This is a genomic window from Streptomyces sp. NPDC059002, assembly GCF_042740435.1.
Lineage (GTDB): Bacteria > Actinomycetota > Actinomycetes > Streptomycetales > Streptomycetaceae > Streptomyces.
On sequence record NZ_JBHYJI010000062.1, the window covers coordinates 34,433 to 56,823 of the forward strand.

Consider the following 22,391-nt stretch of genomic DNA (forward strand, 5'->3'; position numbering starts at 1 on the left):
GCCGCCGTGAGGGGAACGTGGTGGAGATTTTCGAAGGGGCGGGGGCGGCCCAACGGGCGCCGTTCGTGGGCAGGGCAGGAGAGCTCGACCGGCTCGACGCGCTGCTCGGACAGGTGGGGACGGGGAGCGGCGCCGCACCGGGGGAGCGCGCGGAGGCGCCCGTCGTCGTGGACGTCGTCGGGGACGCGGGGATCGGCAAGACCAGACTGCTCACCGAGTTCGCCGCGCGGGCCAGGGCGCGGGGCGCGACCGTGCTGCGCGGCCGGGCCGGGGAGCGCACCCGCCACCGCCCGTTCCGGCCGTACGCCGACGCCTTCGCCGGACTCGACCCGCGGTCCGCGCGGACCTTCCCCTCCCTGGCGGAACTGCCCGCCGCGGTGCGGGGCGGTCAGTTGCGCCAGGGAGGGGAAGACCCGGACGGGGAGGACCTGTTCGGGCTGTGCCGGGACACGGCCGCGGCGCTCGGCGCCCTCGCGGAGCCCGGGCTCGTCGTCGTACTCGACGATCTGCACTGGTCGGACGCCGCGTCCGTCGAACTCCTCGACCATCTCGTACGGCATCCCGTCCCCGCCCCCTTCCTGCTCGCCGTCGCCCGGCGCGCACGCCAGTCACCGCCCGCCCTGACCGCCGCCCTCACCCGGGGCGTGGAGACCGGCGCCGTGCTGCGCCTGCGCCTCGGCCCGCTCGGCCCGGCCGAGTGCGCCGCCGGGCTCGCCCCCGCACTGCCGCGCGAACGCGCCGACGCACTGCACGCGGCGAGCCACGGCAACCCCCTGTACTTCCTGGCCCTCCTGCACGGCGGGCACGCGATACCGCCCGACGAACTCACGGCACTGACCCCGCCCGAACGCGCCGCCATCGAGGCCGCCGCCGTCCTCGGCGAACACGCCGCCACCGACACGATCGGCGCCCTCACCGGCGCCGGGCGCACCGAACTCGTCGAAACGCTCCGCCTGTTGGTGGCCCGCGATCTGCTCCGCCCCGACCCCGACCGGCGCCGCCTCGCCCCCCGTCACCCGCTCCTGTGGGACCGGCTGCGCACCGGCATCGACCCCTGGCGCCGCCAGGAACTGCACCGCGCCGCCGCGGCCGAACTCGCAAGGACCGGCGCCCCGCTCGCCGACCGCGCCCACCACATCGAACAGTCCCTCACCCGCTGGGACCCCGCCGCTGCCGCCGTCCTGACGGAAGCCGCCGCGCAGACCGGGGCCACTGCACCCGCCGACGCCGCCCGCCACCTCGGGGCCGTGCTGCGGTTCCTGCCCGAGACGCCCAAGTACCACTGCATGCGCCGCGAGTTGACGCTGCGAAGGGCGACCGCGCTCGGCATGACCGGAGAGGTCAAGGAGAGCAGGGACCTGCTGCACGGACTGATCGACCGCCACGGCCCGCACGCCGAGAAGGGCGGCGGCGGCGCCGATGAAAGCGATGGCCTGCGCACCGCGGCCGTCATCCAATGCGCCTTCATGGAACGCCACTTGGGCCGCTACGCGGAGGCGGGCGCGCTGCTCCGCCGCGAACTGGACCGGCGCCCGGGACCCACGGGAGCCCCCCGCGCCGCGCTCGTCGTCGAATGGGCCGCCCGCGCCCTGTTCGCCGCCCGCTTCCCCGAGGTCCGCGAGGAACTCGCCCGCACCCTCGCCGACGCCCGCGCGCGCGGCGACGAACCCGGTACGGCCGAGATCCTCACGCTCGCCGCCATGGGGGAGGCGTACGAGGGCGAGACCGCCACCGCACGCGAACACGCGGCCGCGGCGGCCGCACTCACCGACGCACTGACCGACGCCGACCTCGCCGGGCAGTGCGAGTCCCTCGTGCGGCTCGCCTGGAGCGAGGTGTTCCTCGACGACTGCGGCGCCGCAGCGCGCCACGTCGACCGGGGCGTCGACATCGCCCGGCGCACCGGCCGCCCCTTCGCGCTCTCCCAACTCCTGCTCTGCGGCGCGTACGCCAGGTTCATCACCGGCCGCGTCACCGAGGCGCTCGCCCTCGCCGACGAATCCGTTGCGGTCGCGCGGAGCCTGGGCGGCGCCGAACTCCTCGGCTTCAGCAGGGCCGTCCGCGCCATGATCCTCATGCAGGCCCGCCCGCCCGGCGACCCCGAGGTGCTCGCCGCCGCCGAGGAGGCCGCGGCCACCGTCGGCACGGTGGAGGGCTGGTGGGCGACGCTCTCCCGCTGCCTGCTCGCGTACGCCGTCCTCGGCGCGGGCGACCCGTACCGCGTACGGGACGTCCTCCTGCGCGCGGGCGGCGACCGCGACCTGACCCGGCTCCAGCCCTCCGTCCGCCCCAACTTCCTCGAACTCCTCGCCACTTCGGCCCTCGCCACCGGTGACCTCGCGGACGCGGAACACTGGGCGGGACGCGCCCTCGCAGAGGCCGACCGGCTGTGTCTCCCCGTCCAGCGGGGCGCCGCCCTCCGCGCCGTCGGCCTCGTCGCGGCCCGGCGCGGCCACGTCGACACGGCGGCAAGGGCGTTCGCCGACGCGGCACGGGAGAGCGCGCGATCCGGAGCGGCCCTGCGCGAAGCACAGAGCCTCCTCCTGGCCGCCCCCCTCATCCGCGCCACCGGCGACGCCCCCCGGGCCACCGCCATGTGGCGCCGCGGCCGCCACCTCGCCGAGGAGGGCGGCGCACGCCTCCTGACGGGCCCGGAGGGTCACCTGGTCCCTCCTGGCCGGACGAGCCACCCAGGTCTTCTCGGCCTGCCCGGCGGCCTCCCGGACCAGGGCGTCGACCCGGCCGCCGCACCGGGCGCACCGGTGACGCCGGGCACCCCGCCCCCCGTTCAAGGCGGGACGCCGTCCCTCACGCTCGCCGGGCTGACGCCGCGGGAGCGGGAGATTTCCGCGCTGGTGGCCGAGGGGCTCACCAATCAGGCCGTCGCCGAGAGGCTCTGCCTCAGTACCCGCACGGTCGAGAGCCACGTCGCCCGGGTCTACCGGAAGACCGGTGTGACCTCGCGTGCCGCCCTCGCCTCGCTGGTGGCGCGCGCCGCCGGTGGGCGGTCTCAGTCGCTGCGCGGGTAGGCGGCGATCACCTTGCCCTTCGTGTCGGCCTTCAGGTACGCGGAACCGTAGTCGTCGGAGACATAGACGCTCATGCCGGGCCGCTGGCTCTCGAAGACCGTCGACGCGGTGTTCACGACGAGATAGCGGCCGGTGGGGTGCTTGATGCCGAGTTCCTTGTCCGCCCTGCGCACCAGGGCGGGCACCGCGTCCCAGTCGAAGCCCGCGAGGTCCACCGGCACGGTGCCGGACATCACGGTGCCGCCCGCCCCGTCCCGGGTGGCACCGTCGCCGCCCCGGTAGGCGAACCGGTCGTAACGCTTCGTGCTGCCCTTCACGAGTGCCTGCGCGCTCACGTGCTCCGGGTACACCACGAAGCCGGTGACCTTGCCGCCGCCCATGAGCGGCTTCAGCTCCCTGACCGCGGTGCGGATCCCGTCGGGCGTCAACAGGTCGGTCGGGGTTGCCGGTTCGTCGGACTTCCGGTCCGCGGGCGCGGCCGCCGGAGCCGATGCGGGCGCCGTGGTCCGGCCACCGGGCTCCCCGGCCCTGTCCTCGGGAACGGGCAGGAACGTCCACACCAGTACGCCGATGAGCGCGGTCCCGCCGAGCGCCACGAGCCCCGTCGCGGCCCGCGCCCGCCGCACCCGCCGCCGCGCCACCGCGTCCCCGAGCGGCCGCGGCGCGGGCGGCGCGAGCCGGAAGGAGGTGGGGGCGGGGCCGATCCTTGGACTGGGGCGACTGGGGCGACTGGGGCGACTGGGGCCGGGCTTCGTGTCCGTAGGCCCCGTATCCGAACTTCCCGGGCCCGAACTCCTCGTATCCGAACCGGAGTTCCCCACCCCCGCCAACACCCTCGCCAGCATCCCCTCCACCTCCTCGGCCGAGGCCCGCTGCGCCGGATCCCGTACGAGCAGGCGCCGCAGCGCCGTGGTCAGCGGACCGGCGCGGCGCGGGGGCGGTACGCCCTCGTTGAGGACGGCCGCGAGGGTCGCGAGTGTGCTTTCCCTGCGCAGTGGATGGTGGCCCTCGACGGCGACGTACAGGAGCATGCCGAGCGACCACAGGTCCGCGGCGGGGCCGCCGGGGCGGCCGCTGACGCGTTCGGGGGCCATGTAGTCGGGGGAGCCGATGACGGAGCCGGTGGCGGTCAGGGCGGTGGACTCGCGGATCGCGGCGATGCCGAAGTCCGTGAGGACGGGGCGGCCGTCCGGGCGGAGCAGTACGTTGGCGGGCTTCACGTCACGGTGCTCGATGCCGGCGGCGTGCGCGGCGCGCAGGGCGGCGAGGATCTCGCGGCCGAGGACCGCGGCGTCCTCCGGTGCGAGCGTGCCGCGTCCGAGCCGGTCCTGGAGGGAGCCGCCGGTCACCAGCTCCATGACGATCCAGGGGTACGTGCCGTCGCCGCCGTCGACGATGTGGTGGATGGTCACCACGTTGGGGTGGTCGACGCGGGCCAGGGCGCGTGCCTCCCGCAGCACCCTGGCCCGCAGCGTGCGCGCGCCCTCCGGGTCGTACTCGGCGAGCGAGGGGTCCGGCGGGCGCACCTCCTTGACGGCCACTTCGCGGTCGAGCGCCAGGTCGCGGGCGCGCCACACCAGGCCCATGCCGCCCCCGCCGAGCCGGTCGAGCAGCTCGAAGCGGCCGTCGATCACGCGCTTCGCCGCGTCGCCCGCGCTCATGCGCCGTCGCCGCCCTGTGCGGTGAACTCGTCGCACATGGCGATGAGTTGGGCCAGCGAGCCGTCGGGGTCGTCGGGCAGGCCGCGCAGCCGGGTGGCGAGGCGGCGGGCCCGGTCGGCCGCGGCTCCGGTCCTGGCGAGGCCCCACTCCAGGCGTACGGCGAAGAGCTGGGCGGGGAAGAGGTCGCCGTGCCCGGCCTCGCCGCACGCATCGAACGCCGCGGCGGCCCGCTCCGCGCAGACCAGCGACCGTTCGTAGGCCGCGACGTTCACGGCGTACTGCCCGGGCGTGTCCTGCTCGCTGGACGGCGGTCCGTCGGTGCGTTCCAGCTGCAGCTGGGCCAACTGCATGTGGGTGCGCCCGAGTTCGATGCGCAGCTCGGCGCGCTCGGCGCCGTCCCGGGTGGTCCGTGCCGCTTCGTCGCAGGTGTCGAGCGCGTGCGTCATGACGGCCTCGGCCGCGTCGGGGCCCGCCGCGCCGAGCGTCTCCCAGGCGCGGGCCCGCAGCGCGCGCACCACCGCCCCGCTCTCGCCGAGCCCGCGCCACAGGTCGGCGGCCCGCTCGTACGCCCGCACGGACTCGGTGCCCAGGCCCGCGAGGCCGAGCGCCTCCGCGGCCTGCTGGGTGAGGGCCGCGTGGTGGTGCTGGTCGGGCCAGTGCCGCGCGGTGTCCGCGGCGAGCGCGAACTGCTCGGCGGCCAGGGCGGGTTCGTCCGTGCTCACATAGGAGTGCGCGAGCCAGACGCGGGCCTGCACCACGTCGTTCTCGTCGTGCCCCGCCGCGAGATCGGGCAGCACGGCCTCCAGGACGGACGCCGCCTCGTGGTGGCGGCCCCGCTCGCAGTAGTGCCCGCCGAGCCGCAGCCGGGCCAGGGCGCCGAGCCCCGCGCTCTCGCCCGCCAGATCGGCGAAGTGCGCGGCGTCGATCAGCAGCGCCCCTTCCTCGGGGCCTTCCTCGGGTCCTGTCAGGGTGCGGGCGAGCGTCAGGCACAGCCGTGCCCGGTCGCGCGGCGCGAGCAGCCGCACGCGTTCCGGGTCGTCGAGGACGTCGCGTACGACGGTGGCTGCTTGTTGGTGTTCGCCGCGGGTCAGGAGTGTCCTTGCGAGCTGGATCTCGGCGTTGGTGGCGAGCCAGGGGCGGCCCGCCTCGTGGTGGCGGGTGACGGCTCTGCCGAACAGCTCGACGGCGGCACCGGTGTCGTCCGCGACGGCGAGCAGGCCGAGCAGTTCGGTGGCCCCGGCGATCCGGGTGAGGACGGCGGGCTCGTCGATGTGCCGCCGCGCGAAGTCGATGAGACGGTCCAACTCGTCGTTGAGCGAGCCCACTTCGGCCGCTGCGGTTGCGGCGTACGCTCCGTCTCCGTCTCCGTCTCCGGCGCCCCCGCCCCCGGGCAGCAGTGCCGCCCGCACCCGGCAGTGCAGCAGCCCCAGCGTGACCACGTCGACGGTGCGGGCGCCGCCCTCGGCGTGCAGGGCCTCGGCGCGCGCCCGGAGCTGGCCGAGCCGTCCCGGGGTGTCGGGGTCGGCCATGGCGTCCGGTCGGCACAGCAGGGATCGCGCCCGTGAGACAAGCGCCCTGCCGGGCCGCCCGGCCCGCTCGTGCGCCTCGGCTGCCTTGCCGAACAGACCCACGCCGTCGGCCACTTGGTCCCCGTCGAGGTCCAGCGCCGCGGCGTCCAGGGCGTCGGCGCGGTCCGCGTCGCCGAGCGGCGTGCCGCGCGCGTCGAGGGCGGCCGCGGCACGCCGCCAGGCAGTGCCTGCCCAGGGGTGGGCGTTCTGGGTGAACTCCCGGGCGAGGGCGAGGAGTTCGTCCGGGTCCTCGGCGCGGACGGGGTGCTCATCGCCCGCGCGGGGCCCGGGCGAATCCGCCCGCGCTCCCGGTGAATCCGCCCGCGACCCCAGCGGCTCCGCCCGAGACCCCAGCGGCTCCGCCCGAGACCCCAGCGGCTCCGCCCGCAGCCCCAGCGGCAGCGCCCCGCACAGCGGCTCCGCCGCCATGGTGCGGCGGGCGCGGTCGGAGACCGACGTCGTGGCGTTGCGCGCGTCGAAGCGGGCCGCGAGGCCGAGCGCGGTGGTCCGGGCGTGGTCGAGGAGCGCCGCCGCGGTCCACGCGCGGCCGGGCGGACCCGGTACGGGGCGTTCCGCGTGGCCGAGTTCGACCAGGCGGCGCATCAGCAGGGCCGTGCTGACCAGCCAGTCGTGGTGGGCCAGTGGATCGCCCCGCTGGGTCCAGCGGGCGCTCTGCTCGGCGAGGATCTCCAGGCCGCGCGGCTCGTTGCCGGTGCGTGCGCAGAACTCGATGTGCAGGCCCGCGACGGGGCCGAACGTCTCGTCGGAGCGCACCATGCGGTAGCCGCGCAGATGGTGGGCGCGCGCCCGGTCCTGCTCGCCGAGGCGGACCAGCGGGAGCAGGGACCGGGCGAGGGTCTCGTGGGGTTCGCGGTTGCAGCCGTGGGTGCCGTCGAGGACGGGCCGCCAGCCCTTCAGGGCGGCGTGGTCGTCGCCGCGCTCCAGCTGCCAGAGGCCGTCGAGCGCACACTCGCAGGCCAGGCAGTCGGACATCTCGTCGCGTTCCGCCGCCGTCCACGCGGCGTGCGCGCGGGCGGCGCGCGCGGTGTCGCCGAGGTGCCTGGCGAGCATGAACTCGCTGCCGTGCACGGCCCGTTCGGAGTATCCGGCGACGCGGTAGCGGCGGCGCATCTCGGTCAGCCACTCCTCGATGGAGGCGAGCGGCACGTCGTGCTGCTGCCGCGCGTCGCCCGCCACCCACTTGAACATCCAGTGCAGCTGGTGGACGTCGTCCTCGTCGAAGTCCGCGGGATCCTCGTCGTACATGCGTAGCAGGCGCGCGAACGGCACGAACATCTTGTTGCACTCGGCGCTGAACGAGTACGCGTTGACCAGGCAGGTCAGCGCCTCCACCAGGAGCGGCCGGTCGCCGGTGGCCGCCGCCTCGTCGGTGAGCGCCTCGGCGCGGGCGTTGCGCGCGCTGCCGTACGGCTCGTCGTCGAGCCGGAAGACGTCGGCGCGGATCTCATGGCTCGGACGGGCGGTCATCGGGGCTCCCCGGCGGGTCGTTCGGTCGGGTCGTCGGGCCGGTCGAGGCCTTCGGGCCGGTCCAGGGGGCGCACCGCCCAGCCGAGCAGCCCGAGGAAGGTGCGGTTGAGCAGCGCGGAGTCGGCGGGGCGCAGCGGCCGCCGGGACATCAACAGGGCCTGCCCGTACAGGGCTTCGACGGCGGTGGCGGCGAGCCGGTCGTCGGGCGCCTTGGCCATGCGGTGCACCAGCGGGTTCAGATGGTTGAGGACGAGCCGGGCGCGCGGGCGGCCGCCGCGCAGCGAGCCGAGGATGCCCGCCCACAGGCCGTCGGCGGCCTCCGCGGCCTCGGCGCGGTCCCGTTCGTGCCGGGCGTCGCGGTCGTCCAGGTGCAGGGCGGGCACGGTGACGGGCTGGAAGGCGCGCAGGACCACGTCGCAGCCGAGCGGGTCGAGTGCGGCGCGGGCGACGGCGAGGAACGGGGCGAGCGCCAGTTCCCGCTCCGGGTCGACGGAGTCCAGGTGCGCGGTGACGGTGTCGGTGTCCAGTTCGGCGACCGTGCTGCCGGGGCGGGCCGTGGGCAGCAGCTCGACGAGTTCGCTGTCGTACGTGTAGCCGCCGTTGACGACGCCGATGCCCTGCGCCGCGGCGATCGCGGAGACCTGGCGGAACTCCTCGGCGGAGCGGGTGAAGTGCACGACGGGGTGGCGGCGCGCGAACTCCTCCAGCGAGATCGTGCCGTCGGTCGTCTCGAACGGCAGCCACGGCAGCATCACTTGCAGCAGACCGGGGTCGTGCCGCGCGAGGGACTTCACGCCCAGGTGGTGGACGGAGAGGAAGTGGGTGAGCCGCTCCCTGTCACCGGCCGCGAGCTCGGTGAGCCAGCCGCGGATCCGCTCGCCGAGCACCTCGCGCACCGCGGCGAGCGTGTCGTCGTCGTAGAGGTTCTCGCGGGACGCGGTGGGGCGCAGGCTGTCCGAGTCGAGGACGCAGCGCACGAAGAACGCCCAGTCCGGCAGGAGTTCGTCGGCCCGCTCGGTCAGGAGCATGCCCTTGAGGTGGACGCGGTGGGCGCCGCGCCGCGCCGGGCTGACCGCGGTGGGCAGGACGTAGGCGACGCCGCGCAGGCCCGCGAGCGGCACGTCGAGCTCGATGGCGTCCAGCGGCGCGAAGCCGAACGTGTCCCGGCAGTGCGCGGCGAGCGCGGCCCTGCGCGCGTCGGGTCCGGTGTACGCGCGTTCCCACACGGCGGGCCGCTCGGCGACCGGGACGTCGCCGACGCGCACGTCGTGGGGGAGCAGCGACCCGAAGTGGCGGGCGAGCCGGGTGACCCGCTCGGCGCTCAGCCACTCCTCGCAGCCGGTGCGGGCGATGAGCCGGACGGTGGTGCCGGGTTCGGTGCGGGCGGCCGGGGGCAGCGTACGGACGGTGTACGAGCCGTCGTCGCGGGCCCGCCATTCGACGGGCGGCGCCGAGCGGTCCCGTGCCGAGCGGCTGACGACCCGGATCTCCTCGGCGACGACGAAGCAGGCGAGCAGCCCGATGCCGAACTGCCCGAGGAACTCCGAGCGCGCGCTCTCCAGGCCGTCCCTCTTGGAGCTGCGTCCGATGGTCGCGAGGAGGCCGTGCACCTCGGCCTCGGTCAGGCCGATGCCGCTGTCCTCGACGCGGAGTTCGCCGTCGCCGGGGTGCAGCAGGACGGTGCCGGGCGCGTCCGGTTCGACGAGGCGGCGTGCGGTGACGGCGTCCACGCCGTTCTGCAGGAGTTCGCGCAGATAGACCTTGGGGCTGGAGTACAGGTGGTGCGAGAGGAGGTCGACGAGTCCGCGCAGGTCGACCTGGAAGCTGTGCGACATGTGCTCGGCGCCTACCGGGCCTGCCGGTTCCAGGGGCTGTCGTCCAGCACCTTGGGGGAGAAGGAGAACAGGCTCCTGACACCGTCGAGCAGGCCCATGTGCGTTCCTCGGTCGGGGAAGGGTGCGGGACCGGAGCCCGGGAGGGGGCCGGGCTCCGGATGGATGCGCATACATCCGCGTCGAGCCTGTCAAACACCCCGGCCCGGGGCATCCGTAGAACTACGCAATTGCCTACGCAATCAACGGCCGGTCGGTGGGCCGCACCGGCGCGGGCAGCGTCGTCGAACCCAGCAGGTAGGCGTCCACCGAGGCGGCCACCGACCGGCAGGCCGCGGGGTCGAGGCCGCCGATGCCGGGGTCGGTGAGCGCGGCGCGCAGACCCGCGACGTTGTGCCAGGCCGGTTCGACGTCGGCCAGGCGTTCATAGCGCTGGGTGCCGATGAGCAGCGCGCGGGAGCCGGGGCCGAGCGGGCCGGTGCGCGGGTGGTCCGTCACGGCGCGTCGGCTTCGCCCCGGGGACGGCCCGAGGGCTCTGCGGCGTCCGGCGACGCGTCCTCCGGCGCCCCGTCCAGCACGCGGAGCGCCGCGGCGACGGACTCCTCGGAGCCGTCGGTGATGACGACGATCCGCTCCTCCCGCGCCATCCGCACGGGCTGCGCGCGCTGGTGCCCCTGGAGCCACGCCGCCACGGAGACGGCGATCGCGGTCAGCGCCTCCAGATGCGTGGCGACGACGCCGATCGTCTCCAGTGCGCCGTCGAGCGCGCCCTGCCGCCGCGCCTCGTACCCCTCGACCGACTCGGTGTGCCGGGCCACGGACGCGTCGGTCCGCAGCCAGGTGAGCAAGGACGCGAGGGCGCCGTCGTCGGCGCTCCCCTCCGCGAGCCGTAACGTGATCTCCACCCGATCCCCCTGCCGTTCCTGCGCCAAGTATCCCTCGGCGCGGCCCAGTTGGGGGAAGGAGTGGTCCGATGTGCTCGATGAGGTGCAGGTGATCGCTATCGTGGGCGCCGTGCGAGTGCTGCTGGTCGAGGACGACGACAATCTGCGGTTCGCCGTCGCCGCCGCGCTGCGGGCCGCCGGGCTCGCCGTCGACGAGACCGCGGACCTGCCCGCCGCCGACGAGGCGCTGTACGTCACCGCGTACGACTGCGCGGTCTTCGACCGGATGCTCCCCGGCGGGGACGCCGCCGCCTATGTGGCGCGGCTGCGGAGCGCGGGCCGTGCCGTCCCCGTGCTCTTCCTCACCGCACGCGACACCGTCGCCGACCGGGTCGAGGGCTTCACGAGCGGCGGTGACGACTATCTGGTCAAGCCGTTCGCCGTGCCCGAACTCGTCGCCCGGGTCCGCAGCCTGTGCCGCAGGGCGCAGCTGGTGCGCCCGCCCGTGCACCACGTCGGCGACCTGGAGATCGACACCGCCCGGCGGCAGGTCCGCAGGCGCGGGCTGCTCCTCACCCTCACCAGCAGGGAGTTCGCCGTACTCGAAGTCCTCGCGGCGCGCGCCGACCAGGCGGTGCCGCGCGCCGACCTCATCGAGAGCTGCTGGGACGAGATGGCGGAACCGCAGTCCAACGTCCTCGAGGTGCTCGTCTCCCAGCTACGCCGCAAGCTCGGCGACCCGCCGCTGATCCGTACGGTGCGCGGGGTCGGCTACCGCCTCGCCGCGGACGGCTCGTGACACGGAAGCCGGGGCGCGGGCGCGGTCCGCTCACCCCCACCGCCCGCGTCCGCAGGCTGCGGCGCCGCATCACCGCCCTGTTCGCGCTGACCAGCGCCGTGGGCCTGATCGTGATGGCCGTGTTCGCCGTCCGCGGCGACGACCGGCGCTGGCGCCAGCAGCTCGACCTGTCCATGAGCCAGGACACCAGCTGGGCGATCGGCCTCCTGGTGACCGGCGACGACGGCCGGCTCGACGCCCGCGAACTGGCCGACACCATGGGCACCGGATGCCCGCCCCTGACCGTGCTCTCCGTGCCGCCCCGATGGCACGGCGAGGACTCCGCGCTCGCCGTCGACCACGCGCCGCGCCGCCCCTGCATCGACCTCGGGACCGAGGGCGTACGGGCGGCGGCCGGCCGGGCCGTACGCGCCGAGGACACCGTCGCCCTGGACCGGCGCGCGCGGGACGGGCGGCCGGTCCGGGTGCTCGCCGACCCCTTCTACGATGCCGCGGGCGACGGGCCGCAGGGCGCCGTCGTCACGCTCGCCGAGACCGCGGACCAGCAGGCCGATCACCGCCGCTTCACCTGGCTGGTCGCCGGGGGCTGCGCGGTGCTCGTCTGCCTTTCGGCGGCCGTCGGCCACTTCCTTTCGGGGCGCGCGGTGCGGCCCGCCCTCGCGGCGCTCCGCCAGCAGGAGGCGTTCCTCGCCGACGCCGCGCACGACCTGCGGACCCCCGCGGCCTCGCTGCGCACGCTCGCCGAGACCGCGCTGCGCGGCGAGACCGACCGCACCGAGGTGCTGCGGCGCACGCTGCGGCTGGCGGACGGCATGGGCGGTCTCGTCGACGGGCTGCTCACCCGGGCCCGGCTGATGTCCGGCGTGGAGACGCTCGCGCGGGAGCCGCTGCGGCTCGACCAACTGGTGGAGGGCGTCGTCGCGGACGCCCCCACGGAGGGGCACGACGTGACGGTGCGGACCGAGGAGAGCGTCGTCGTCGCCGACCCCGACCTCGTGCGCAGGGCCGTCGCCAACCTCGTCGGCAACGCGCTCCGCCACGGCCACGCACCCGGGGAGCCCGCGCGGGTGCGGGTCACGGTCGGGAGGCACGGCACCGTGACGGTGCGGGACGAGGGCCCCGGCCTGCCCGCCCCCCTCGCGGACTCCCTCTTCGAACGGTTCCGCAGCGGCTCCGGCTCGACCGGCCTCGGCCTCTCGATCGCGGCCTGGGTGGCCCACGCCCACGGCGGCACGCTCACGGCGGGGCCGGGGGAGCGCGGCGGCGCCCGCTTCGACCTGCGCCTCCCCGAGTCCGACTCGCCCCTCGACGCCTGACAGCGCCGCTTCCCCCACCCCCTCATCAAATCCTCAGGCAGCCCCATGCATGCTGCTCCCTGAACCGATCTTGGGAGCCCCTCCGTGAACCGCGCCGTCCGGCACCGCCGTCGCCCCATCGCCCTGACCCTGGCCGCCCTGGCCGCCGCCGCGCTCGTCGGTGGCTGCAGCACCGCGGGCGGCACCGAGGCGCGGGGGGACGACCCCGCGGGGCGGGCGGGGCTCACGTCGTTCTACGGGCAGAAGTTGAAGTGGACCGACTGCGGGGAGCTGCGGTGTGCGCGGCTCACCGTGCCCAGGGACTACGACCATCCGGAGAACGGCAGGACGTTCTCGCTGCCGGTGGCGAAGGCGGCGACGGCCGACCCGGACGCGCGTCTCGGGTCGCTGGTCTACAACCCGGGCGGCCCCGGCGCCTCCGGCGTCGGCGACCTCAAGTCGGACGAGGGGGAGGCGTTCAGCCGCGCCGTGCGGGACCGCTTCGACATCGTGTCCTTCGACCCGCGGGGCGTGGGAGGCAGCCGTCCCGCCGTGCGGTGCGAGGAGCCGGCGCAGGACGCGGAGTCCGGGGAACCGGGACCGATCAGTCCCGCCACCGCGAAGGACCGCGCCCGCGCGTTCGCCGGGGCGCGCGCCGAGGCCGCGGCGTGCGTGCGCGGCAGCGGCGGCATCCTGCGCCAGGTCGGCACGGCGGACGCCGCCCGCGACCTGGACGTCCTGCGCGCAGCCCTCGGCGACGAGAAGCTGACCTACCTCGGCTGGTCGTACGGGACGAGCCTCGGCACCTCGTACGCCGAACAGTTCCCGCACCGCGTCCGCGCGCTGGTCCTGGACGGCGCCGTCGACCCTTCCCTGAACTGGCGGGAACGCGCGATGAGTCAGGGCACCGGCTTCCGCAGGGCCGTCGACGACTACGCCGAGCAGTGCGCCGACATCGTGGGCGACGGCTGCCCCGGCGCGACCCCGCGGGAGATATCCGACCTGATCGAGGGGTTGTACGAGGAGGCGGCGCGCGAGCCGCTGCCGGTCGCCGACGAGGACGCCTACGACGTCGACGCCAGGACACTGCTCGACGTCGTCACGGCCGCGATGTACACCCCCGAGGACGACTGGCAGGACCTCTCCGAGGCGCTGGGCGAGGCCGCCGACGGCGACGCCACGCAGCTCGCCGCGCTCGCGGAGGACGAGGATCCGTCCACCGAGTCCCGCAGGAAGGCCCGCGGCGCCGCCCCCGAGAACGACGACGAGGCCATCATCGCCGTCAGCTGCCTCGACACCCCCCACCCGCGCACCGCGGGACCCTACTGGGACGCGCTCGGCCCCGCAGGGAAGGCCGCGGGCGTGTACGGCACGTCGAGCGTCGTCGACGAACTGACCTGCGCGGACTGGCCCGCGGGCACCGAGCGCCCGCACCGCGTCAGCGCCAAGGGCGTCCCGCCGGTCCTGGTGGTGGGCACCACGGGCGATCCCGCCACGCCGTACGAGGAGGCGGAGAGCCTGGCCGAACAGTTCCCCGGCGGCATGCTTCTGACGTACGAGGGCGTGGGTCACACGGCGTACGGCCGCAGCAACTCCTGTGTCACGAAGGCCGTCGACGACTACCTCATCGCCGGGAAGCCGGTCCGCCCCGACACGACGTGCTAGCCAGTGAGACCGCCGCGCGGTACATCACAGACATGACCGCGCATGAGGAAACTCAGGGAACCAAGGGGCGTCTCGACGGCAAGGTGGCCTTCGTCACCGGTGCGGCGGGCGGGCTCGGGCGCAGCCACATCAGGCGGCTCGCGGAGGAGGGCGCCGACCTGGTCGTCGTGGACCTGTGCCGGCCGGTCGACACCGTGCCCTATCCGCTGTCGACGCCCGAGGACCTGAGCGACGCGGTCGAGGAAGTGGAGGCGCTGGGCCGCCGCGTCGTGGCGCGGCAGACGGACGTGCGGGACCGGGCCGCGCTCCAGGAGGCGTACGACGCGGGCCTTGAGGAGTTCGGCGAGATCCATGTCGTCGTCGCCAACGCGGGGATCGCGCCGCTGCTGGTGGAAGACCGGGTGGAGGCGTGGCACGACGCCATCGACGTGAACCTCACCGGCACCTTCCACACCATCGAGGTGGCCATCCCGTCGATGATCGCCGCCGAGCAGGGCGGCTCCATCGTGATCGTCAGCTCCACCGCCGGGCTCGTCGGCATCGGCGGGTGCAGCAACGGCGGCCTCGGCTACGCCGCCTCCAAGCACGGCGCGGTCGGGCTGATGCGTACGTACGCCAACAACCTCGCCCCGCACCGCATCAGGGTCAACTCCGTGCACCCCACCGGCGTGGCCACCCGCATGGTCACCGACCCCTCGATGGTCGAGTTCGTCGCCCAGGACGCGCGCCTTTCCGAGGAGTCGCCGAACGCCCTGCCGGTGGACACGATCGAACCGGTCGACGTGTCCAACGCCGTCCTGTGGCTGGCCTCGGACGAGGCCCGCTACGTCACCGGCGTCACGCTGCCCGTCGACGCCGGATTCATCAACCGCCGCTGAGTCACCGAGCCGGAGGTGGGACGCCGCCATGACCGATCAGTACGCGGACACGATTCTGGTGGGTGGGCAGGTCAGGACATCGACGGGATGGGCCGATGGGCTCGCCCTGCGCGCCGGAGCCATCGACATGGCCGGCGGCCGCGACGACGTGCTGCGGCGGCGCGGCCCGGACACGCGGGTGATCGAGCTCGCGCCCGGCGACACCGTCCTGCCGGGCCTGCACGACGTGCACGTGCACCCGATCTACGCCGGAGTCCGCGAACGCCGCTGCAAGGTCCCGCAGGGCTCGACCCTGGACGACACCCTCCGCATCGTCGCCGAGCACGTGTCCCGGGCCGCCCCCGGCACCTGGGTGCTCGGCGGGCAGTGGGACGCGTCCGCGCTCGGCGCCCGCCCGGACCGCGCCGCGCTCGACGCCGTCGCGCCCGACCATCCGGTCCTCCTGGAGGACACCAGCGGACACAGCTCATGGGCGAACAGCGCGGCACTCGCGGCCGCCGGAATCGGCCCCGGCACCTCCGACCCGGTGGGCGGCATCTTCGAGCGGGACGCCACGGGCCGCCCGAACGGCATCCAGCGCGAGACGGCCGCCGATCTGCTCGCCGCCTCCGCGCCCAAACCGTCCGACGAGGAGGTCGAGGAGGCCCTGGAGTGGGCCCTCGGCGAGATGCTCTCGTACGGGATCACGTCGTTCACCGAGGCCGCGGTCGGCTTCACCGCGGGTCCGCGCCCCGAGTTGCGCGCCTACACCCGTCTCGCCGCGCGCGGAGCCGTCCGCCAGCGGGTGCGCCTCAGCCTCGTGTGGTCCCCCGGCGACCCGGTGTGCGAAGAGGTGATCGCCGGGCGGAACCTCTGCGCGAGCAGCCACCTCGCGCCCGACTGCGTGAAGATCTTCCTCGACGGCGTGCCGACCGACAGCCACACGGCGGCGATGATCGAGCCCTACAAGGACGCGGTGGAGGGACGGGGCGACGAGGCGGGCCGGCACGGTCTGCTCGCGATCGCGCCCGCGGTCCTCGACCAGGCGGTGACCCGCTTCGACCGGATGGGCATCACGGTCAAGTTCCACGCGGCGGGCGACGCGGCGGTCAGGGCGGCCCTCGACGCCATCGAGGCCGCCCGCAGGGCCAACGGATACGGCCCTGCCATGCACAACGTCGGACACTGCACCTTCGTGGCGAAGACCGACATCGAGCGCGCGGCGCGGCTCGGCGCCACGTTCGAGGTCTCCCCCTACTTGTGGCGGCCCTCGCCGATCTGCGCGGACATCACGGCCGCCGTCGGCGCGGAAGCGGTCGAACGGGCCTGGCCGGTACGGGAGATGCTGGAGGCGCGCGCCCTGGTCGTGCCGGGGTCGGACTGGTGCGTCGTGCCGTCGGTGAACCCGTGGTCCGCCATCGAGACGCTCGTCACCCGGCAGGAGCCGGGCGGCGGCGCGGAGTCCTTCGGCGAGTCCCAGGCCATCACGCTGGAGCAGGCCTTCGACCTGTTCACGGTCAACTCCGCGCGCCAGGAAGGCATGTCACACCGCGTCGGCCGCATCGAACGGGGCATGCTCGCCGACGTCATCGTCGTCGACCGGAACCCGTTCGACGCGCCGATCACCCAAGTCCACGCCACCAAGGTCGAGATGACGTTCATCGAGGGAGAACTGGTCTTCAGCGCTCGGTGAGCCGGTCCTCGGCGCTCGGCGAGCCGATCCTCAGCACTCGATGATGTTCACCGCGAGCCCGCCCCGCGCGGTCTCCTTGTACTTGACGCTCATGTCCGCGCCGGTGTCCTTCATGGTCTTGATGACCTTGTCGAGGGACACCTTGTGGGAGCCGTCGCCGCGCATCGCCATCTTCGCGGCGGTGACGGCCTTGACCGCGGCCATGCCGTTGCGCTCGATGCACGGGATCTGGACGAGGCCGCCGACCGGGTCGCAGGTCAGGCCGAGGTTGTGCTCCATGCCGATCTCGGCGGCGTTCTCGACCTGCTCGGGGGAGCCGCCGAGCACCTCGGCGAGGGCGCCCGCGGCCATCGAGCAGGCGGAGCCGACCTCGCCCTGGCAGCCGACCTCGGCGCCGGAGATCGAGGCGTTCTCCTTGAAGAGCATGCCGATGGCACCGGCCGCGAGGAGGAAGCGGACGACGCCGTCCTCGTCCGCGCCGGGCACGAAGTTCATGTAGTAGTGCAGGACCGCGGGGATGATGCCCGCGGCGCCGTTCGTCGGGGCGGTGACCACGCGGCCGCCCGCGGCGTTCTCCTCGTTCACGGCCATCGCGTAGAGCGTGATCCACTCCATGGCGCGGGCCTGCGGGTCGCCCTCGGCGCGCAGCTGGCGTGCCGAGTTGGCCGCGCGGCGGCGGACCTTGAGGCCGCCGGGCAGGATGCCCTCGCGGGACATGCCGCGCGAGACGCAGGACTGCATGACGCCCCAGATGTCGAGGAGGCCCGCGCGGATCTCCTCCTCGGTGCGCCAGGCCTTCTCGTTCTCCAGCATCAGCGCGGAGATGGAGAGGCCGGTCTCGGAGGCCAGGCGCAGCAGCTCGTCACCGGTGCGGAAGGGGTGCTTGAGGACCGTGTCGTCGGGGACGATCGGGTTCTCCCCGGCCACGGCATCCTCGTCGACCACGAAGCCGCCGCCCACCGAGTAGTACGTCTTCTCCAGGACGAGGCCGCCCTCACGGTCGTACGCGAAGATCGTCATGCCGTTGGCGTGGTACGGCAGGGCCTTGCGGCGGTGCAGGATCAGGTCTTCGTCGAAGTCGAAGTCGATCTCGTGCATGCCGAGGAGGTTGATGCGGCCGCTCGACTTGATCTCCTCGACGCGGTCGTCGGCCGATTCCACGTTCACCGTGCGCGGCGACTCGCCCTCAAGGCCAAGGAGGACCGCCTTGGGCGTGCCGTGGCCGTGGCCCGTCGCGCCGAGCGAGCCGTACAGCTCGGCCCGTATCGCGGTGGTGTGGGCCATCAGGCCCTCGTTCTTGAGGCGGCTCGCGAACATGCGGGCCGCGCGCATCGGACCGACCGTGTGGGAGCTGGACGGGCCGATGCCGATCGAGAACAGGTCGAAGACCGAGATGGCCACGGGAAACTCCAAGGGTGGTTGGTAGACGCCGTTGTCTGCCGGGGTGATGCAGAAGTACAAGGCGGTGCAGGAACGCAGGGACTGCTGTACGCGTGCGGTGCGGGCGGGCACGTGGTGCGGGGCACCCCGCCCACTCTCCAGTGTGCGGGGTGCCCCGACGTTTCGTACGTACGAACAAAAGCGTACGAAACTACTTCAGGCCGGGGTACAGCGGGTGCTTGTCGGCCAGAGCGGTCACGCGGGCCTTCAGGCCCTCGGCGTCGAAGCCCGGCTTGAGGGCCTCGGCGATGATGTCGGCGACCTCACGGAAGTCCTCCGCCTGGAAGCCGCGGGTGGCGAGCGCGGGCGTGCCGATCCGCAGGCCCGAGGTGACCATCGGGGGGCGCGGGTCGTTCGGGACCGCGTTGCGGTTGACCGTGATGCCGACCTCGTGGAGACGGTCCTCGGCCTGCTGGCCGTCGAGCTCGGAGTTGCGCAGGTCCACCAGGACCAGGTGCACGTCCGTGCCGCCGGACAGGACGTCGACGCCGACGGCCTTCGCGTCGTCCTGCACCAGGCGCTCGGCCAGGATGCGGGCGCCGTCCAGGGTGCGCTGCTGGCGCTCCTTGAACTCCTCCGAGGCCGCGACCTTGAAGGAGACGGCCTTGGCCGCGATCACGTGCTCCAGCGGGCCGCCCTGGAAGCCGGGGAAGACCGCGGAGTTCAGCTTCTTCGCGAAGTCCTTGTTGCGGGCCAGGATGACGCCGCCGCGCGGGCCGCCCAGCGTCTTGTGCGTGGTGGAGGTCACCACGTCCGCGAACGGCACCGGGTTCGGGTGCAGTCCCGCGGCGACGAGACCGGCGAAGTGCGCCATGTCGACCCACAGGTACGCGCCGACCTCGTCGGCGATCCGGCGGAACTCGGCGAAGTCCAGCTGGCGCGGGTAGGCGGACCAGCCCGCGATGATCACCTTCGGGCTGTTCTCCTTGGCCAGGCGCTCGACCTCGGCCATGTCGACCAGACCGGCCTCGTCGACGTGGTACGCGACCACGTTGAACTGCTTGCCGGAGAAGTTCAGGCGCATGCCGTGGGTGAGGTGGCCGCCGTGCGCCAGATCCAGGCCGAGGATCGTGTCGCCGGGCTGGGCGATCGCGAAGAGGGCGGCCTGGTTGGCGGAGGCGCCGGAGTGCGGCTGGACGTTGGCGTACTCGGCGCCGAACAGGTCCTTGATCCGGTCGATCGCGATCTGCTCGGCGACGTCCACGTGCTCACAGCCGCCGTAGTAGCGGCGGCCGGGGTAGCCCTCGGCGTACTTGTTGGTGAGGACGGTGCCCTGGGCCTCCATGACGGCGACCGGAGCGAAGTTCTCCGAGGCGATCATTTCCAGGGTGGACTGCTGACGGTGGAGCTCGGCGTCGACGGCGGCGGCGACGTCCGGGTCCAGCTCGTGGAGGGGGGTGTTGAGAAGCGACATCACACGATCCCTATCGGTATGGGTCAGCCGGCGGTGAAGGCGGTGTACTCATCGGCGGAGAGCAGGTCGCCCGGCTCGTCCGTGACGCGCACCTTGAACAGCCAACCGCCCTCGAACGGGGCGGAGTTGACCAGCGACGGGTCGTCCACGACGTCCTGGTTGGCGGCGACGATCTCGCCGGTGACCGGGGCGTAGAGGTCGCTCACCGACTTGGTCGACTCCAGCTCGCCGCAGGACTCGCCCGCGGTCACGGTGTCGCCGACCTCGGGGAGCTGGGCGAACACGACGTCACCGAGCGCGTTGGCCGCGTGCTCCGTGATGCCGACCGTCGCCACGCCGTCCTCGGCGGCCGACAGCCACTCGTGCTCCTTGCTGTAACGCAGCTGCTGGGGGTTGCTCATGACCTGAATTCTCCTGTACGCGGGGGAGTGCTGATGAACGGGTGAGCCGACGGGCGGGGTGCGGCAGGCGCGAGTGTCACTTCTGGCGCTTGTAGAACGGCAGGGCCACGACCTCGTACGGCTCGTGCGTGCCGCGGATGTCCACGCCGACGCCCGCGGTGCCGGGGGCCGCGTGGGCCGCGTCGACGTACGCCATGGCGATGGGCTTGCCGAGCGTCGGGGACGGGGCGCCCGATGTGACCTCGCCGACGACCTTGCCGTCGGCGACCACCGCGAACCCGGCGCGCGGGACGCGGCGGCCCTCGGCGATCAGGCCCACGAGCTTGCGCGGCGGCGCGGACTCGGCGCGCTCGGCGGCGGCCGCGAGGGCGGGCCGGCCCACGAAGTCCTCCGACTGGGAGGTCTTCTCGAACTTGACGACCCGGCCGAGCCCCGCGTCGAACGGCGTCAGCTCGGCGGTCAGCTCGTGCCCGTACAGCGGCATGCCCGCCTCCAGGCGCAGCGTGTCACGGCAGGAGAGGCCCGCGGGCACCATGCCGACCGGGGTACCGGCCTCCATCAGCGCGTTCCACAGCTTCTCCGCGTCGGCGGGCGCGACGAACAGCTCGAAGCCGTCCTCACCGGTGTAGCCGGTGCGGGCGATCAGGGCGGGCACGCCCGCGACGGTGCCGGGCAGGCCCGCGTAGTACTTCAGGCCGTCCAGGTCGGCGTCCGTGAGGGACTTCAGGATGCCGGGGGACTCGGGGCCCTGGACGGCGAGCAGCGCGTAGGCGTCGCGGTCGTCGCGGACCTCGGCGTCGAAGTCCTCGACGCGGTTGCCCAGCTCGTTCAGGACGTTCTGGGCGTTCGAGGCGTTGGCGACGACGAGGTACTCAGGGGCCTCCGCCTCGCCGAGGCGGTAGACGATCAGGTCGTCCAGGATCCCCCCGTCCTCGGCGACGATCATGGTGTAGCGGGCGCGGCCGACGCCGACGGAGCCGATGTTGCCGACCAGTGCGAAGTTCAGGAAGTCCACGGCCTCCGGGCCGGTGACGGTGATCTCGCCCATGTGCGACAGGTCGAAGAGACCGGCCTTGGTGCGCACGGCGTTGTGCTCGTCGCGCTCACTGGCGTACCGCAGCGGCATGTCCCAGCCCGCGAAGTCGGTCATGGTCGCGCCGAGCGATCGATGCACGGCATCGAGGGCGGTCAGACGGGGGGCAGTGCTCATGAAGGGAACTCCCAGGGCATGACGGGCGAGGTCGATCCTCCCCATCTGTCATCGGAACCTGAGAGGTTCGCCGGGAGTGTCCCGATGGACGGGACGCCCGGCTTGCACCTTGGGTGGGACCGCCGGGGCGGCCCGCTTTTCAGATGTGCCTCGCCCGCGCGGTACGGGGCCTGAGAGATTCAAGGGAGGGACTTGCTCCTTCGGCGCCCCAGCGCGTCGTCAGTGCGTCGTACGACGGCTGCTGGGAACTCTCCCGCGCGGATTCAAACGGCCTGTATGGAGTTGGCGGGCACATCATTGCACGCGACTCTGCTGAGGGGGAGCCGTGGCCCGGGAATGCTCTTGTGCCGCATTACCTTCTCTTTACACTTGCCGGGGAAGCAGTACGTGACCGCTATGGGGAGGCCGATCACGGTGCGCAGCAAGGCCAGTGTCTACGCCACGACCACGGGGGTGGCGCTGCCCAAGCAGGCCGCCGCCCCGGCCCGGGAGAGCTGCGGCCCGCTTCCCCTGGCCGTCGTCCGCGACCTGCGGCAGCGGGCGGGGCACAGCCCGCACCGCCTCACCTTCGCGGCGGGCGACCTGGTCGTCGTCTCCGGACTGCCCGGTGGCGGGAAGTCGACGCTGATGCGGCAGGCGGTCGGCGGCCCGCGCATCGACTCGCAGGACACCCGCGACCGCTGGGCCCGCCGGATGCCGGGACGGCTGCCGTACGCGCTCTACCGCCCCCTGGTCCGCCTCGTGCACTACGCGGGGCTGCGCCGCGTCCTGCGCTCCGGCGAGAGCGTCGTCGTGCACGACTGCGGCACCCAGGCCTGGGTGCGCCGCTGGCTCGCCCGCGAAGCGCTGCGGCGCGGCACGACCCTGCACCTGCTGCTGCTCGACGTGCCCGCCGACACCGCCCTGGAGGGCCAGCGGGCGCGCGGCCGCGGCGTCTCCCGCTACGCCTTCGCGCGGCACCGCAGAATGATCGGCCGACTGGTCGGCGCCGCCGAGCGCGGCGACCTGCCGCGCGGCTGCGGCTCCGCGGTGCTGCTCGACCGGGCGGCCGCGAGGGTGCTGCGGGGGATCGGCTTCGACAGCTGAGCCGCCGAGCCGCCGAGCCACCGGGACACAGCCGGGGCCCGCGCCATCGGGCGGCGCGGGCCCCGGCTG

Annotated in this window: 17 protein-coding genes and 1 riboswitch; of the genes, 7 read left to right on the forward strand and 10 right to left on the reverse strand. The window is 74.0% G+C overall.

The genetic code is table 11. The annotated features are described in order from the left end of the window. Positions 1–20 precede the first annotated feature (20 nt). Positions 21–3,029 (forward strand): AAA family ATPase, encoded by a 3,009-nt coding sequence (locus ACFWZ2_RS35950; RefSeq protein ID WP_384553036.1) that lies wholly within the window; start codon positions 21–23, stop codon positions 3,027–3,029. Here the strand turns inward: ACFWZ2_RS35950 and ACFWZ2_RS35955 are convergent. The 6 genes from ACFWZ2_RS35955 to ACFWZ2_RS35980 all read right to left on the reverse strand — a co-directional run bounded on the left by ACFWZ2_RS35955 (position 3,011) and on the right by ACFWZ2_RS35980 (position 10,483). Next, positions 3,011–4,690 (reverse strand): serine/threonine-protein kinase, encoded by a 1,680-nt coding sequence (locus ACFWZ2_RS35955; protein WP_384553038.1) that lies wholly within the window; start codon positions 4,688–4,690, stop codon positions 3,011–3,013. The genes ACFWZ2_RS35950 and ACFWZ2_RS35955 overlap by 19 nt on opposite strands. Beyond that, on the reverse strand, positions 4,687–7,746 hold the full coding sequence (locus ACFWZ2_RS35960) for a tetratricopeptide repeat protein (RefSeq protein WP_384553040.1): 3,060 nt from the start codon (positions 7,744–7,746) through the stop codon (positions 4,687–4,689). Before ACFWZ2_RS35960 ends, ACFWZ2_RS35955 begins: the two co-directional genes overlap by 4 nt. Then, a complete protein-coding gene (locus ACFWZ2_RS35965) occupies positions 7,743–9,581 on the reverse strand; it encodes an HSP90 family protein (RefSeq protein WP_384553042.1) in 1,839 nt (612 codons plus the stop codon). Before ACFWZ2_RS35965 ends, ACFWZ2_RS35960 begins: the two co-directional genes overlap by 4 nt. Before the next feature lie 11 nt (positions 9,582–9,592). Continuing rightward, positions 9,593–9,751 (reverse strand): hypothetical protein, encoded by a 159-nt coding sequence (locus tag ACFWZ2_RS35970; protein WP_384553044.1) that lies wholly within the window; start codon positions 9,749–9,751, stop codon positions 9,593–9,595. A gap of 61 nt (positions 9,752–9,812) precedes the next feature. After that, the gene (locus ACFWZ2_RS35975) at positions 9,813–10,076 is read right to left on the reverse strand and encodes a hypothetical protein (protein ID WP_384553046.1); all 264 of its coding nucleotides are present in this window, start codon (positions 10,074–10,076) and stop codon (positions 9,813–9,815) included. Further along, entirely contained in the window at positions 10,073–10,483 is a 411-nt protein-coding gene (locus ACFWZ2_RS35980) for a hypothetical protein (protein ID WP_384553048.1), read from the reverse strand. The genes ACFWZ2_RS35975 and ACFWZ2_RS35980 overlap by 4 nt, the downstream gene beginning before the upstream one ends. Before the next feature lie 115 nt (positions 10,484–10,598). On the opposite strand from ACFWZ2_RS35980, the gene ACFWZ2_RS35985 reads away from it, so the two are divergent. The 5 genes from ACFWZ2_RS35985 (at position 10,599) to ACFWZ2_RS36005 (ending at position 16,771) form a co-directional block, all read left to right on the forward strand. Beyond that, positions 10,599–11,261 carry a response regulator transcription factor gene (locus ACFWZ2_RS35985; protein ID WP_384553066.1) on the forward strand — a complete coding sequence of 221 codons (663 nt, stop codon included), beginning with the start codon at positions 10,599–10,601 and terminating at the stop codon, positions 11,259–11,261. Next, the gene (locus ACFWZ2_RS35990; RefSeq protein WP_384553050.1) at positions 11,258–12,577 is read left to right on the forward strand and encodes a sensor histidine kinase; all 1,320 of its coding nucleotides are present in this window, start codon (positions 11,258–11,260) and stop codon (positions 12,575–12,577) included. Before ACFWZ2_RS35985 ends, ACFWZ2_RS35990 begins: the two co-directional genes overlap by 4 nt. A gap of 84 nt (positions 12,578–12,661) precedes the next feature. After that, positions 12,662–14,221: an alpha/beta hydrolase gene (locus tag ACFWZ2_RS35995; RefSeq protein WP_384553052.1), complete on the forward strand. Its 1,560-nt coding sequence runs from the start codon at positions 12,662–12,664 to the stop codon at positions 14,219–14,221. A 32-nt stretch (positions 14,222–14,253) separates the two neighbouring features. Further along, the gene (locus ACFWZ2_RS36000) at positions 14,254–15,099 is read left to right on the forward strand and encodes a mycofactocin-coupled SDR family oxidoreductase (RefSeq protein ID WP_384553054.1); all 846 of its coding nucleotides are present in this window, start codon (positions 14,254–14,256) and stop codon (positions 15,097–15,099) included. 28 nt (positions 15,100–15,127) lie between these two features. Next, entirely contained in the window at positions 15,128–16,771 is a 1,644-nt protein-coding gene (locus ACFWZ2_RS36005; protein WP_384553056.1) for an amidohydrolase, read from the forward strand. 30 nt (positions 16,772–16,801) lie between these two features. On the opposite strand, the gene ACFWZ2_RS36010 is transcribed toward ACFWZ2_RS36005, so the two are convergent. From ACFWZ2_RS36010 to gcvT, 4 genes are all read right to left on the reverse strand, one after another. Next, positions 16,802–18,172 carry an L-serine ammonia-lyase gene (locus ACFWZ2_RS36010; RefSeq protein ID WP_384553068.1) on the reverse strand — a complete coding sequence of 457 codons (1,371 nt, stop codon included), beginning with the start codon at positions 18,170–18,172 and terminating at the stop codon, positions 16,802–16,804. A gap of 190 nt (positions 18,173–18,362) precedes the next feature. Then, positions 18,363–19,625, reverse strand: coding sequence for a serine hydroxymethyltransferase (gene glyA, locus ACFWZ2_RS36015; RefSeq protein WP_384553058.1), 1,263 nt, complete (start codon positions 19,623–19,625; stop codon positions 18,363–18,365). A gap of 23 nt (positions 19,626–19,648) precedes the next feature. After that, entirely contained in the window at positions 19,649–20,026 is a 378-nt protein-coding gene (gene gcvH / locus ACFWZ2_RS36020) for a glycine cleavage system protein GcvH (protein WP_384553060.1), read from the reverse strand. A gap of 76 nt (positions 20,027–20,102) precedes the next feature. Further along, positions 20,103–21,236 carry a glycine cleavage system aminomethyltransferase GcvT gene (gene gcvT / locus ACFWZ2_RS36025; protein WP_384553062.1) on the reverse strand — a complete coding sequence of 378 codons (1,134 nt, stop codon included), beginning with the start codon at positions 21,234–21,236 and terminating at the stop codon, positions 20,103–20,105. 149 nt (positions 21,237–21,385) lie between these two features. Then, a riboswitch (glycine riboswitch) is annotated at positions 21,386–21,502 on the reverse strand. A gap of 130 nt (positions 21,503–21,632) precedes the next feature. Here gcvT and ACFWZ2_RS36030 point away from each other — a divergent pair. Continuing rightward, complete coding sequence (locus tag ACFWZ2_RS36030; RefSeq protein WP_384553070.1) at positions 21,633–22,322, forward strand: AAA family ATPase; 690 nt, start codon at positions 21,633–21,635, stop codon at positions 22,320–22,322. Positions 22,323–22,391: the final 69 nt, after the last annotated feature.